Genomic DNA, 14,033 nt, shown 5'->3' on the forward strand with positions numbered 1-14,033 from the left:
CGACTTCGCTGGTCGGCTTCACAGGAGAGACGTTCGGATGAGCACACCTATCATTGTCGGCAACTGGAAAATGAACGGCCTGAGCGCCGACTCCGCCGACCGCGTGAAGCAGATCACCGCGGATCTGGCCGCCCAGCCGGTTTCAGGTGTCGAAATCGTCGTCTGTCCGCCTTTCACGCAGCTTGCGCTGGTCGCCACCGCCCTTAAAGGGTCTCCCGTCGCCCTTGGTGCGCAGGACTGCCACAAGGACGCAAAAGGCGCCCACACAGGCGATATCGCCGCCTGCATGCTGAAGGATGTGGGCACGACTCATGTCATTCTCGGCCATTCCGAGCGACGCCGTGATCATGGCGAAGTGGACGAGACGGTGCGGGAAAAAACCGTGTCCGCCATCGCGGCTGGCCTGACCCCGATCGTCTGCATTGGCGAGACGGAAGACCAGCGGCAGGAAGGTCAGACGGAAGACACGCTCGGCTGGCAGATCAAAGGGTCCCTGCCCGACGGCTTCGATGGCATCGTGGCCTATGAGCCAGTCTGGGCCATCGGCACGGGCCTCGCCGCCACATCGGAAGACATCCAGTCCACGGTGGCCTTCATCCGCGCCGAGCTTGTCCGGCAGTTCGGCGATGCTGGCAAATCGCTGCGGATTCTGTATGGTGGCTCTGTCGATGCGACCAACGCCGCTTCGATCCTTGCCATTCCGGATGTGGCGGGTGCTCTGGTCGGAGGCGCCAGCCTGAAGCCGGACGCCTTCCTGTCCATCGTTCGAGCCGTTCCCGCCCGCTGATTAACCTCAGCGCCGTTCCCGCCCTGTAATCAGGGCTCTTCTACCGGATAGTCCATGACCACCGTCCTGATGATCCTCCATCTTCTCGTGACCATCACCCTGATTGCCGTCGTTCTGATCCAGCGCAGCGAGGGCGGCGGTCTCGGCATCGGTTCATCGCAGGGCATGGGCTCCTTCATGACCGGACGCGGCACAGCGAACCTGCTGACGCGCACCACCGCCGGACTGGCGACGGCCTTCATGCTGCTGTCACTCACGCTGGCCGTGATGAATCGCGGCGCGGTCGCGGGCGGTGGAAGTCATGACATCCTCGCCAACCCGCCCCCAGCGGCGCCTGTACCGGGAACACCTACGGCCACCCCGGCGGCTCCGGCATCTCAGCCGTAATCTTTTTCCGGAACCAACCGGTTTTAAAAAAGCGCAGGAATTTTTCCTGCGCTTTTTTGTTTGTGAGTAAGCAGGCAGAGGCAGGCCCAGCAACACCTGCACCCCCTTTCCTACCTGCACCAGCTTCCCCACAAAATTGCATCTGATCCTCTGGAAAGTGATTCGGCTCTTCCCTCCCCCTCCCTGCTCAGTGTAGGGAGACCTTCCATGACGCGGTTCGTATTTATCACCGGTGGCGTGGTCTCCTCACTCGGCAAGGGAATCGCTTCTGCGGCTCTCGCTGCCCTCCTTCAGACACGTGGATACAAGGTCCGGCTACGCAAGCTTGATCCGTATCTTAACGTCGATCCGGGCACGATGAGCCCGTATCAGCATGGCGAAGTTTTCGTCACGGACGACGGGGCCGAAACCGACCTCGATCTAGGCCACTACGAGCGGTTCACCGGCGTGAACGCTACGCGGTCCGACAACACGACAACAGGTCGCGTGTATTCCGAAGTGATCGCCCGCGAGCGCCGCGGCGACTATCTCGGCGGGACCGTGCAGGTCATTCCGCACATCACCGACGCCATCAAAGAACGTGTGGTCGCCGACACCGAAGGGCTGGATTTCTGCCTTGTCGAAATCGGCGGCACAGTGGGCGACATCGAGAGCCTGCCGTTCCTCGAATCCATCCGTCAGCTTCGCAATGACCTCGGCGTTGAAAACACCATGGTCGTGCACCTCACGCTCCTGCCGTGGATTGCGTCAGCAGGCGAGCTCAAGACCAAGCCGACACAGCATTCCGTGAAGGAGCTCCAGAACGTCGGGCTCCAGCCGCAGATCCTGCTCTGCCGTTGCGATCGTCCCATTCCGGAGAACGAGCGCCGCAAGATCGCGAATTTCTGCAATGTGCGCCCGCAGGCGGTGATTGCAGCGCGGGATGTGGACACGATTTACGAGTGCCCCCTTTCCTATCACGCTGAGGGGCTGGACACCGAAGTCCTGCATTATTTCGGCCTTCCGCACGATCAGGAGCCTGATATTTCGGGCTGGAAGCGCATCGTCAAGACGATCCACGAGCCTGATGGTGAAGTTCGGATCGCCGTGGTCGGCAAATACACCGCCATGCTGGACAGCTATAAATCCCTCAATGAAGCGCTTCTGCACGGCGGGATCGCCAATAACGTGCGCGTCAAGCTGGACTGGATGGAATCCGAAAGCTTCGAGAAGGATCCAGCATCTCTGAGCCGTCTGGACGATGTGGATGGCATCCTCGTCCCCGGCGGATTTGGTGAGCGCGGCGCAGGCGGCAAGATCGAGGCCGTGCGCTATGCCCGCGAGAAGAACATCCCCTTCCTCGGGATCTGTTTTGGCATGCAGATGGCGGTCATCGAATGTGCCCGTAATCTGGCTGGAATGCCTGACGCCTCCTCAACCGAATTCGGCCCTGCGAAGGAACCCCTGATCGGCCTGATGACCGAGTGGGCACGTGGCAACGAAATGCTGCGTCGTCGTGAAGGTGGCGAACTTGGTGGCACTATGCGGCTGGGTGGTTATCCCGCCAAGCTTGCCGAAGGCTCACGCGCGGCGGAAACTTACGGCACGACCACCATCCGCGAGCGTCACCGTCACCGTTACGAAGTGAACGTCCATTATCGTGACAAGATCGAAGCGGCCGGGCTGAAATTCTCCGGCATGTCGCCCGATGGCATCCTGCCGGAGGTCGTGGAATATCCCAATCACCCGTGGTTCATCGCCGTGCAGTATCATCCGGAACTGATCTCACGTCCTTTCGCGCCGCATCCGCTGTTTTCCGGTTTCATCGGTGCCGCGATTAAAAAGGCACGCTCATCATGAGCATCCAACAGGTTGTCGCCCTTGGCGATCTGGCAATCGGCAATGATCTGCCACTGGTTCTGATTGCAGGACCATGCCAGATCGAGTCCGCCGCCCATGCGATGGATACGGCTGCTGCGCTTGCCGAGATCTGTGGCGAGGCCGGAATCGGCCTGATCTACAAAAGCTCCTACGACAAGGCGAACCGCAGCAGCATCGGTTCCCAGCGCGGCATCGGGATGGACAAGGGGTTGCAGATCCTGTCCGACATCCGCGAGCAACTGCGTATCCCGGTGCTGACGGATGTACATAGCCCCGAACAGTGCGCTCCCGCCGCCCAAGCCGTCGATGTGCTTCAGATTCCCGCTTTCCTGTGCCGCCAGACAGACCTGCTTCTGGCTGCGGGGGAGACGGGTGCTGCGATCAATGTGAAAAAAGGCCAGTTCCTCGCGCCGTGGGACATGACCCATGTGGCGAACAAGATCGCCTCGACCGGTAACGAGCGCATCATGCTGTGTGAGCGTGGCACCAGCTTCGGCTACAACACGCTGGTCAACGACATGCGTGGCCTGCCGATCATGGGGGCCACGGGCTATCCCGTGGTTTACGACGCCACCCATTCAGTCCAGCAACCGGGCGGTCTTGGCACGGCTTCGGGTGGTCAGCGCGAGTTCGCGCCGATCCTCGCGCGTGCGGCAGTGGCCATCGGCGTGGCGGCGGTATTTCTTGAGACACATGAAGACCCGGACAAGGCCCCCAGCGATGGGCCAAACATGATTCCGCTGCGGGACATGCCGCAGGTCATCCGCACGCTTCAGGCGTTCGATGCCCTGTCGAAAAATCCACCTGCCTCATAAAATACAGACTACGGATCTTCAGAGCCATTTAGGTGGCGGGTCAACGTAACCAGAGCATTTCCCATTCAAATGGTTCCATTTGAACGGAATATGCTCTGGCATAACTGCCATCTGGATCGCTTTAGTGGTCGTATTAATCACCATTCTTACGCCATCAAGCATATCTCCATCCTGCGCGCATTAGTATTCAGAATACGCAGAAAAGCGCGTGGTGGACTTTTGCAAGAATTATAGCTTACGTATCAATATACATATGACTTCACTATCTTGCGATGCGAGGTAATATAATTTTTTCATCTTATATTTCATTTACATAAATAATATTACTCAAGTAATGTTAATATTATAACAATAAAATAAATAGATAATCATCAAAAAAAACAGACAGTCTAAGCGAATCGCAAATAAAAAGCGTAGAATATATTTATTTATAAGACTTACAGTCAATTAATACCATGCAGACGATCGCGGGCATCCCCTATCCTTATCTCATCTGCATGGAGGACAGTTCACTCAAAAAAGAAGAGATACTTTTCCAACACCAATATTCACTTTGGCTTGCCCAGCTTTGCGCCCGCAGCCTTCAGTTGGGTATTGAATTTAGTGAAATTGCCCGCAATCCGCTTCTGCACGGTAGAACTGCCTTCCTGAATATGATCCATCTTCGCCTTGGCTTCAGTGCTGATGGCGGTCTGCTGATGCGTCGCTTCCTTCGAGACGCAGCCATTATAGGCACGGGCCGCCTTCTCATAAGAAGCGACCTTGTCCACGCTCGCATTATAGTGGTCCACAGTGGACACATCGAGCGACGGAGCAGACGGTTCCGCACCGCAGCCAGAGGCGGCCCACAGGCTCTCAGCATGGGCTGGTGCCAGAACGCCGGCAATAGTCAGTGAAGCGGCAAAACAGATCGCAAACGTCGTTCTCATGGGTGTTCCTTCCGGCCGAAGCCGGATCTGTGTGGCGATTACGGCAGCAGGGAGTAATCCATCAGAGGACCGATTCGGAACCCCTTTTGCCGAAACGCCCCTATGAGGAAAACCCGCGGCTTTTTCAGGGCAGAAACCGGCTCAACTGACCGAGAGGCTCGCCAAGAATCGTGTCCTCACGCATCACGATATGACCACGCACGATGGTCGCCACAGGCCAGCCTTTCACTTCCTTGCCATCGAACGGCGACCAGCCCGCAGGCGTTGCGATCCAGTCGTTGGTGATGCGGCGTTCGGCTTTCATGTCCACCAGCGTGAAATCGGCGTCGTAACCCACCGTCAGCCGTCCCTTCGCCATCAGGCCGTACACACGGGCCGGACCCGCCGCCATGACATCGACCAGACGGGAAAGCGACAGGCGACCGGCATTCACGTGATCGAGCATGATCGGCGCCAGTGTCTGCACGCCCGTCATGCCGGACGGACATTCGGGCCAGGGCTTCGCCTTGGCTTCCCGCGAGTGGGGTGCGTGATCGGACGACACCACATCCACCATACCGTCGCGAAGAGCCTGCCAGGCGGCCTCGAAATGACGCTCTTCGCGGATCGGCGGGTTCATCACGGCAAAATTGCCGAGTGCGTCATAACATTCCGGCGCGATCTGCGTGAGGTGATTGGCCAGCACCTCCGTCGTGACAAGATGACGATAGCTCTGGAGGAATTTGAACTCCTCCTCGGTGGACGTGTGCAGGATGTGGACCGGGCGCCCCGTTTTCACCGACAGGGCCGTGATACGGCGCGTGCCGAGAAAGGCGCATTCCGGATCACGCCAGATGCTGTGATTGCAGCACGGCATACCAGTCTGGCCGAACTGGGTTTTCCGCGCCCGCAAACGGTATTCGTCCTCGGAATGGAAGGACACGCGACGATGACCCTGGCGTAACACCGCCTCGATGCCGTCATCGTCCTCGATCATCAGATTACCCGTCGAGGAACCGGCAAACACCTTAACGCCGCACACACCGTCAAAAAGCTCGAACTCCCCGAGATCCTTCGTGTTTTCCCGTGTCGCACCAATATAGAACGCAAAGTCCGTATAGGATTCACGGGAAGCGTATTCCTGCTTCCAGCGCAGCATCTCGACATCGGTAACAGCAGGATTGGTGTTCGGCATGTCGAAAACGGTGGCGATGCCACCCAGAGCCGCCGCTTTCGTGCCGGTCGGAATGCTCTCGACAGTCGGATCGCCGGGATCACGCAGATGCACATGCGCGTCGATCAGGCCCGGCAGCACATGCAGTCCCTGCGCGTCGATGACTTCCGCCGCCTCGGCGCTGCCCGGCACATCAATGCTAGCGATCCGTCCTGAGATGACACCGACATCCGTTTTCACTTCACCCCACGGAAGGATGCAGGTGCCGTTACGGATAATCAGGTCATAGCGCATGGCCGTGCCTTTCTGTTGAGGTCTACTGGGGCTCGAGGTCACCAGATGAGTTCGTTACCGTGCTTGTAAACCATCAGCGGTGCGGCCTGAACCGCAAGAGCGGCCCGCAACGGTTTTTATTCGCAGGAATGCACTGTCTGACGGGACGCCAGCACATCGAATACATCGCCATCAGGGCATACGCCGTCGATCTGCACCCGGTACCACAGCGCGTAAAACAGCAACGCCCACACGGCGTGGCGCTCCCGGCGTCCCGATGCACGGCGGAACAACGCCTCGACTTTCACGGGATGCGCGATGGCCATAATAGCGGGTTGCGCGGCCATCAGTGCCCCCAGTCTTGCGCCCTGCTCCTCGATCCATGCCCCAACCGGCACGGTAAAACCCTGCTTGGGAGCGAACGGACGGGCTTCGGGCAGTTCCCGCTCCAGCCATTGACGCAGCAGATACTTCCCCTGCCGCCCTCGCACCTTGAGATCATCCGGCAGACACCAGACGGCAGCGGCGATGACCGGATCGAGTAACGGCGTGCGGCCTTCCAGACCCTGCGCCATCAAACAGCGATCCAGCTTGAGCAGGAGATCATTGGGCAGCCATTCGGTGATATCGACAGCCTGTGCGGCGCTCAGCCGTCCCATGCCGCATGCGGTGCGTTCGGCAGCGGCAATGCCGTCGCGCCATACCCGTGACGGATGACGCAGCACATCCAGACCATCGAACGTGCCGTGACGCCGCATCCCGCGACCGCCGCGCCACCAGGGCAGCGCCGCCCGACGATATCGGCCATAGCCCGCGAACAGTTCATCGCCTCCTTCGCCGGAAAGAATGACCGTTGCACTTTTACGGGCCTCCCGCGCCAGCAACCATGTGGGAACGATGGCGTAATCCGCCGCAGGATCGTCCATGCAGGCGACAATGGCGGGAAGATGCGTCCAGAAATCGTCTTTCGTGACCCGCAGAACGGCGTGTTCCGCTCCCACGCTTTTCGCCATGGCGGCGGCATGCTCCGTCTCGTCCGCCGCGTCCCGCACGTCGAACCCGGCGGTCCATGTCAGCAGAGGGGCTTCCTGCCCGTTTTCCCGACGCACCCGGGCCATGGCGGCCAGCACGGTCACGCTGTCGATGCCGCCGGAAAGGAACAGACCGAATGGCACATCCGCCCGCTCATGGGCGCGCACACTGTCCATGAGCGCAGCGTCCAGACGGTCGAGCGCCTCGGCCTCGTCAATCCGCTCCGTCTTTCCGGTCGGGAGCGCGGCCTTCCGGGTACGGGCTACGATGCTGCCGTGAGTCACTTCCAGCATCTCGCCGGGCAACACGCGCCGAATGCCGGGGAAGATCGTTTCGCTGCCAGTCGTGAACTGAAGTTGCAGCAGTTCATCCCTTTTGCCCGCGTCCAGACCGTTTGCGACAAGCCCCGCAGCGATCAGGGCGCGTGGCTCCGAGGCAAATGCCAGACCGTCCGGAAGCAGGGTGTAATAGAGCGGCTTGATGCCGAAAGGATCGCGGACGAGAAAGAGTTTGTCCTCAGCGCTGTCATACAGCGCAATGGCATACATGCCGCGCAGATGATCGGGGAAACCACGCCCCTCACGCTCCCACAGCCGCAGGGCGGACTCGCAGTCGCTGCCTGTAGCGAAGAGCTGATTGCCGATGCTGTCCCGGATCTGGGGATCATTGTAGATCTCGCCATTGGCCACCAGTGCGGCGTGCCCGGCATGCAGCGGCTGATCCCCACCGGCGAGATCCACGATGGACAGGCGCGTGTGGACCAGATCCGCCTGCCCCAGACGCTCGATATGCACGCCGTTCGGGCCTCGGTGACCGAGCCCGTCAGCAAGACGCTGCAACGTTTCCCCGGATCTGGGCGCGACACCGGGTCGATAGACGATGCCCCCGATGCCGCACATCTATCCGCTGACCTGCCCAAAGGAATGCTCCTGAACCGCCCCAGAAGGCGATGGGACGGGCGACACCTTGCGGAGAAATGCTTCCCATGCCGTCAGAACCGGCATGGGTGCGAAATTTTTCTCGTATGTCCTGCGTCCGGCAAGCGCGAGGCGTTGTGCCAGAACGTGGTCGCCCAGCACCATGCCGATGGATGTCGCCAGAGAACGCGCATCATCGACCGGAGCCAGCATGCCGTTGCTCCCGTGGACGATGAGTTCACGCGGCCCCTGCGAGGCGGCGGCGACCACGGGTCGTATGGCAGAGAACCCCTCGATCACCACATTGCCCAGCGGTTCGTGACGGGAGGGACAGACGAACACATCGCAGGCACGGATCAGGCTGGCAGGATTGGACGCCCAGCCGGGCATGATGACGCGGTCTCCGAGGCGCTCGGTGCGAATGAGCGTTTCCAGAGCTTCGCGCTCCGGCCCCTCACCCGCGATGAGCAGCCGCACGCCGGGAAGATGCTTCATAGCGCGGATGAGAACATCGAACGCCTTGTTGGTGTGCAGCCGTCCCAGCGCGACAATGAACGGCACGTCACTGGGAATTTCCCGTGGCCGCACGGGTTCGACCTTCGAGATGTCGGCGGCGAAATTCGGTACGTAATGAACCCGCTCGGCTGGCCATCCCTGCCGGACCATCCAGCTCGCCAGCCCGCGCGTATTGCCGATGAGATGCTCGCAGCGCTTGTAATAGCCAAGATCGTAAAAGCCGCCGAGCCGTCCGGCGAGTGTCCACGGACCGGGGGGAGCGAAACGGGCTGCCCGGTTCATCCACGCCACCACCACCGAAGGATGAAAGGCTTTCAGCACACTGTTCAGCTTGGGGCGGGTCAGAAGATCGGCCTGCCCGCCAAATCGCAGTTCGCGGGGGGTAAGACCGCCCGTGCGCAAGCGCTGTAGCCTGTCTTCATCACGACGGATGACGGGCAGCACATCGACGCCGCTTTCCGCATTTTGCGCGATGCACAGACGCTCGAAGAACAGTTCCGCTCCGCCCGCTGCCGCGCCCGCCATCACATGCGCGACACGAACGGGAGGGGAAGCAAGGTCGGGACCCTCCGGCGGGAACGCGTTCCCGGGCATCAGCATGTCCGGATCAAAACCATGCGGCATTCCATCATGCCCTGCGCTCACAGTCCTGCCTCCGTTGCGTTTTCAGCCAGCATGGCAAGCGCACGCTCCGCCACCACGACGGGGGAAAGTCCCTCAATTGGAGCGTGTCCTTCCGGCCCGGGTGCTGCAATCCACTGTGCGAACGGTCCGGCAGGGGCATATTCGCTCGCCCGGGAAGGACCGAACAGCCCCAGCGTCGGAATACGGGCCGCTGCAGCGAGATGCATCAGACCGGAATCGTTACCAACGAACAGTTCGCAGCGTTGAAGCATCGCCGCGGTCTGCGCAAGGGTGAATCGACCACCCGCGTCCACGGCACCGGGAAACGCCAGGAGTGGCGCAGCCAATGCTCTCTCCGTTTCACCGGGCCCATAAAACACCGCGAGCTTCCGGTCTGGAAAAACCCCGGAAAGCGTCCGCCACAACGCGATGAAACTGTTCGCCGGCCAGACTTTGCCCACCCAGTTCGCGGTTGGCCCGAATGCGATGAATCGCCCTTCGCCAAGCATCTCGTGCGCATCCACCCGGTCTTTTTCATCAGTCCAGACGACCGGCATGGGGGGAGAAGGCAGAGAGAGCACATTCGCAACATGCGCCACGCGGGCCCCGGCGCGCCGACCGCCTCGCATGATTCGGCATGCCCTGCTCCTGAGCAGCAGGCCTGTCGCCGACCCGCGCAGATCGATCACCAGATCCCAGCGTGTCCGAACGCATTGCTTCCAGAGCACGAGCCAGTGCAGGTCATGACGCCTCTTGGTCATGACGATAAGCCGCTCCAGTTGCGGCATGCTCTGGAACAGTCCGGCAGCCACCGGACCACAGACGACGGTGAAGCGCGCGAGGGGATGCGCGTGAATCAGATAATCCAGCAGGCCCGTGGAAATGACCGCATCGCCCAGACGTGTCGCCGTGATGAAAAGAATGCGCATCGACCCGCCTTTATGGGCGCGGCCCGGCGACCGCAATGGGAAACCGGGGCAACAGCCTTTGCCTCAGGCGGAGAGGGCTTCCGCCACCTCTTCCGGAAGATCGAAGTTTGCATAGACGTTCTGCACGTCGTCGCTGTCCTCGAGAATATCGAGCAGTTTCAGAACCGTGCGTCCCTTGTCCTCGTCGAGCAGAATGGTGTTTTCCGGACGCCAGTCGAGCTTTGCACTCTCCGGCTCACCCCACTTTGTCTCCAGTGCGTCCCGCACCGCAAAGAAGGACTCGACCTCGCAGGTGACTTCATGCGCCGTCTCGGTCGACTCCACGTTGTCAGCACCTGCCTCGATCGCCGCTTCAAGCATCTCGTCCTCGGTGGCGACGCTGACCGGATAGGTGATGACCCCCATCCGGCTGAACATGAAGGACACCGAGTTCGTCTCACCCAGCGAACCGCCGTATTTTGAAAATGCGGCCCGCACCTCACCCGCCGTGCGGTTACGGTTGTCGGTCAGGGCCTCCACGATGACGGCCACTCCCGCCGGACCGTAACCCTCGTACCGGACTTCGGCGTAATCATCGCCGCCGCCCGCACCCGTCGCCTTCTTGATGGCGCGCTCGACGGTGTCCTTCGGCATGTTGACTTCACGAGCGGCGGAAATCGCGGCGCGAAGACGCGGGTTGGAAGCCGGATCAGGCAGACCCGATCGCGCCGCGACGGTGATTTCGCGGATGACCTTCGCGAACTGCTTGGCGCGCTTAGCATCCTGTGCACCCTTGCGGTGCATGATGTTCTTGAATTGCGAATGGCCTGCCATGTCGCTGTCCTCGTATAACTGATGATCTGATTACTGCCGGGCAGGACCCGGCGAAGGCGAACGATGATTCGCAGAAAAGACCTCCCCGACGGATGATACCTGCCGCCAGGAAGAAAAGCCTGATGGCCGGACTTCAGCGCCCGGGAGGATGTCCGGAACGTGCTTCAGACATGGCGACCATGGCAGTGCTTGTATTTCAGGCCCGAACCGCATGGACACATCGCGTTGCGTGGCGTCTCACCCCATGTCGTGGGATCTTCCGGCAGGATCGCCCCGCTGCTCGGCGGCTCAGCGGCGACAGCAAGAGGTGTCGCTGCGTAGTTCGCCGGTTCGGACGCATAACCTTCGACCTGTGGATCCGGATGGAACTCACCAATGCCTTCGAGGGGATGCGGCTCAGGGGGCGGCGCGACTTCGACACGAGCCAGCAGCGTGATCACGCGCTCGCGCATCTCCGAAAGCATGACGGTGAAGAGCTGGAAAGCTTCGTGCTTGTATTCGTTCAGCGGATCTTTCTGGCCATAGGCCCGCAGGCCGATGCCCTGACGCAACTGATCGAGCGCATGAAGATGCTCTTTCCAGACGGAGTCGAACGTCGTCAGCAAGATCTGTTTTTCCAGATACCGCATGATGTCGGGACCAAAATTGGTCGTCCGGACGGCCTGCGCCTGCGCAGCGGCATCCTCAATGCGAACAGCAACCTGCTCGCGGTCCATCCCGTCTTCCTTCGCCCAGTCCGCGATCGGCAGATCAAGGTTGAAGATGCGCCTGATTTCGTCCGCCAGCGCAGTACTCTGCCACTGTTCGGCAAAAGCCTTTTCAGGAATGAAGCGGTCGACGAGGGAGAGAATCAGCTCCTCCCGCATCTCGACGATGAGCTCCGCCACATCCTCCTGCATCATGAATTCGCGACGCTGGCCGTAAACTTCCTTGCGCTGGTCGTTCATGACGTCGTCATACTTGAGCGTATTCTTGCGCATGTCGAAGTTACGTCCTTCGACCTTCTTCTGTGCGCGCTCAAGCGCCTTGTTCAGCCAGGGATGAACGATGGCCTCGCCTTCCTGCATGCCCATTTTCTGGAGCATGCCGGTCATGCGGTCGGACCCGAAGATCCGCATCAGGTCATCCTGAAGCGAGACGAAGAAGCGCGAAGCGCCCGGATCGCCCTGACGACCGGCGCGACCACGAAGCTGATTGTCGATACGGCGACTTTCGTGACGCTCGGTGCCGATCACATACAAGCCGCCCGCCGCCTTCACGATAGCCTGATTTTTCGCCACCTCGTCACGGATCGCCTGCTCGGCAATGGCGTGTTCCGCCGGATCCGTGATGTGGGTCAGTTCCTGCTGGATGCGCATCTCGACGTTACCGCCGAGTTTGATGTCCGTGCCGCGGCCCGCCATGTTCGTGGCGATGGTGATGGCGCCTGGCGCACCCGCCTGTGCCACGATCACGGCTTCCATTTCATGGAACCGGGCATTGAGCACATGATGCGGAATGTCACTGCGCTTGAGCAGCGCGGAGAGCGCCTCGCTTTTCTCGACAGAAGTGGTGCCAACGAGAATCGGCTGACCACCCTTGTGAATTTCCGCAACGAGATTGACCACGGCCGCGAATTTCTGCTGCTCGTCGAGATAGATTTCGTCGTCGGTGTCTTTGCGCGCGACCGGCAGGTTGGTCGGGATCTCGACCACATCGAGTTTGTAGATTTCCGCGAACTCGTCGGCCTCGGTCATGGCCGTGCCCGTCATGCCGGACAGCTTGGGATAAAGGCGGAAATAATTCTGGAAGGTGATCGACGCCAGTGTCTGGTTTTCCTGCTGGACCTCGACATGCTCCTTGGCTTCCAGCGCCTGATGCAGACCGTCCGAATAACGTCGGCCATCCATCATGCGGCCGGTGAACTCGTCGATAATGGTGACCTTGCCGTCACGAACAATGTAGTCCACATCACGCGAGAACAGCGTGTGGGCACGGAGCGACTGCTGGACGTGATGGACGACGGCGACGTTATGCACGTCATACAGGCCGCCTTCCTTAAGGACGTCTGCGGTGCGCAGCAATTCCTCCACCTGCTCCGAACCGGATTCCGTAAGGATCACCGAGCGGAGCTTCTCGTCCTTGTCGTAAGCGGTTGGATCGCTGACCAGTTCGGCCATCACGTTATCCACCGCGCGGTAGAGGTCGGAACTGTCCTCGGCGGGACCGGAAATGATGAGGGGAGTCCGCGCCTCATCGATGAGGATGGAGTCGACCTCGTCCACGATGGCATGGCTGAAGGGCCGCTGGACCATGTCTTCCAGACGGTATTTCATGTTGTCGCGGAGATAGTCGAAACCGAACTCGTTGTTCGTGCCGTATGTGATGTCGCAGGCATACGCTTCGCGCCGCGCTTCATCGGGAAGGTTGGGCACGATCACCCCGGTCGTCAGGCCGAGGAAGCTGTACAGCCGACTCATTTCATCAGCGTCGCGCCGGGCAAGGTAGTCATTGACCGTGACAACATGGACACCCTTGCCGTTGAGTGCGTTGAGATAAACGGCCAGCGTGGCGACAAGAGTCTTACCCTCGCCTGTGCGCATCTCGGCGATCTTGCCTGCGTGCAGGACCATACCGCCGATAAGCTGGACGTCGAAGTGACGCATGCCGAGTACGCGCTTCGATGCCTCGCGGCAGACGGCGAAAGCCTCGGGCAGCAAGGCATCGAGCGTCTCGCCGCGGGCGATGCGTTCGCGGAATTCCACTGTCCTGTGCGCGAGCGCGTCGTCGTCCAGAGCGGCGACGCTGGGCTCAAGCGCGTTGATTTCAGGCACGCGGCGCTGGAACGCTTTGAGAGAGCGGTCATTGGCGGTACCGAAGAGGGCGCGAGCGAGCGAGGCGAACATGAAGACCTTTCCGGAACAGCACGCCCGGAACCGACCCTGCCAGCCTGATCAGACGTCCGAAACAGACGCTGACCGGTCACCAGAAGCCGACGGCGTGCGGTCAATGAGATAAG

Annotated in this window: 11 protein-coding genes; 4 read left to right on the forward strand and 7 right to left on the reverse strand. The window is 60.5% G+C overall.

Translation table 11 applies throughout. The annotated features are described in order from the left end of the window. The first annotated feature begins 37 nt into the window (after window positions 1-37). From tpiA to kdsA, 4 genes are all read left to right on the forward strand, one after another. Entirely contained in the window at window positions 38-787 is a 750-nt protein-coding gene (gene tpiA, locus GOB81_RS11935; RefSeq protein WP_173570661.1) for a triose-phosphate isomerase, read from the forward strand. A 54-nt stretch (window positions 788-841) separates the two neighbouring features. Further along, window positions 842-1,174, forward strand: a complete 333-nt coding sequence (gene secG / locus GOB81_RS11940; RefSeq protein ID WP_173570662.1) for a preprotein translocase subunit SecG — start codon at window positions 842-844, stop codon at window positions 1,172-1,174. A gap of 207 nt (window positions 1,175-1,381) precedes the next feature. Further along, window positions 1,382-3,013, forward strand: coding sequence for a CTP synthase (locus tag GOB81_RS11945; RefSeq protein WP_173570663.1), 1,632 nt, complete (start codon window positions 1,382-1,384; stop codon window positions 3,011-3,013). Further along, entirely contained in the window at window positions 3,010-3,849 is an 840-nt protein-coding gene (kdsA, locus tag GOB81_RS11950; protein WP_173570664.1) for a 3-deoxy-8-phosphooctulonate synthase, read from the forward strand. The genes GOB81_RS11945 and kdsA overlap by 4 nt, the downstream gene beginning before the upstream one ends. A 548-nt stretch (window positions 3,850-4,397) precedes the next feature. Here kdsA and GOB81_RS11955 read toward each other — a convergent pair. The 7 genes from GOB81_RS11955 to secA all read right to left on the reverse strand — a co-directional run bounded on the left by GOB81_RS11955 (window position 4,398) and on the right by secA (window position 13,920). After that, complete coding sequence (locus GOB81_RS11955; protein WP_173570665.1) at window positions 4,398-4,778, reverse strand: hypothetical protein; 381 nt, start codon at window positions 4,776-4,778, stop codon at window positions 4,398-4,400. Window positions 4,779-4,902: 124 nt separating this feature from the next. Continuing rightward, entirely contained in the window at window positions 4,903-6,225 is a 1,323-nt protein-coding gene (locus GOB81_RS11960; RefSeq protein ID WP_173570666.1) for a dihydroorotase, read from the reverse strand. A gap of 116 nt (window positions 6,226-6,341) precedes the next feature. Beyond that, window positions 6,342-8,135, reverse strand: coding sequence for an asparagine synthase (glutamine-hydrolyzing) (gene asnB / locus GOB81_RS11965; protein ID WP_173570667.1), 1,794 nt, complete (start codon window positions 8,133-8,135; stop codon window positions 6,342-6,344). Beyond that, complete coding sequence (locus GOB81_RS11970) at window positions 8,136-9,269, reverse strand: glycosyltransferase (protein WP_408736930.1); 1,134 nt, start codon at window positions 9,267-9,269, stop codon at window positions 8,136-8,138. It lies immediately after the preceding gene. 41 nt (window positions 9,270-9,310) lie between these two features. Further along, window positions 9,311-10,222 carry a glycosyltransferase family 9 protein gene (locus GOB81_RS11975; RefSeq protein ID WP_173570668.1) on the reverse strand — a complete coding sequence of 304 codons (912 nt, stop codon included), beginning with the start codon at window positions 10,220-10,222 and terminating at the stop codon, window positions 9,311-9,313. Window positions 10,223-10,285: 63 nt separating this feature from the next. After that, window positions 10,286-11,035, reverse strand: a complete 750-nt coding sequence (locus GOB81_RS11980) for a YebC/PmpR family DNA-binding transcriptional regulator (protein WP_173570669.1) — start codon at window positions 11,033-11,035, stop codon at window positions 10,286-10,288. Window positions 11,036-11,199: 164 nt separating this feature from the next. Beyond that, window positions 11,200-13,920, reverse strand: coding sequence for a preprotein translocase subunit SecA (gene secA / locus GOB81_RS11985; RefSeq protein WP_173570670.1), 2,721 nt, complete (start codon window positions 13,918-13,920; stop codon window positions 11,200-11,202). Window positions 13,921-14,033: the final 113 nt, after the last annotated feature.

This window comes from Acetobacter conturbans, assembly GCF_011516755.1.
In the GTDB taxonomy this organism is placed as follows: Bacteria; Pseudomonadota; Alphaproteobacteria; order Acetobacterales; family Acetobacteraceae; genus Acetobacter; species Acetobacter conturbans.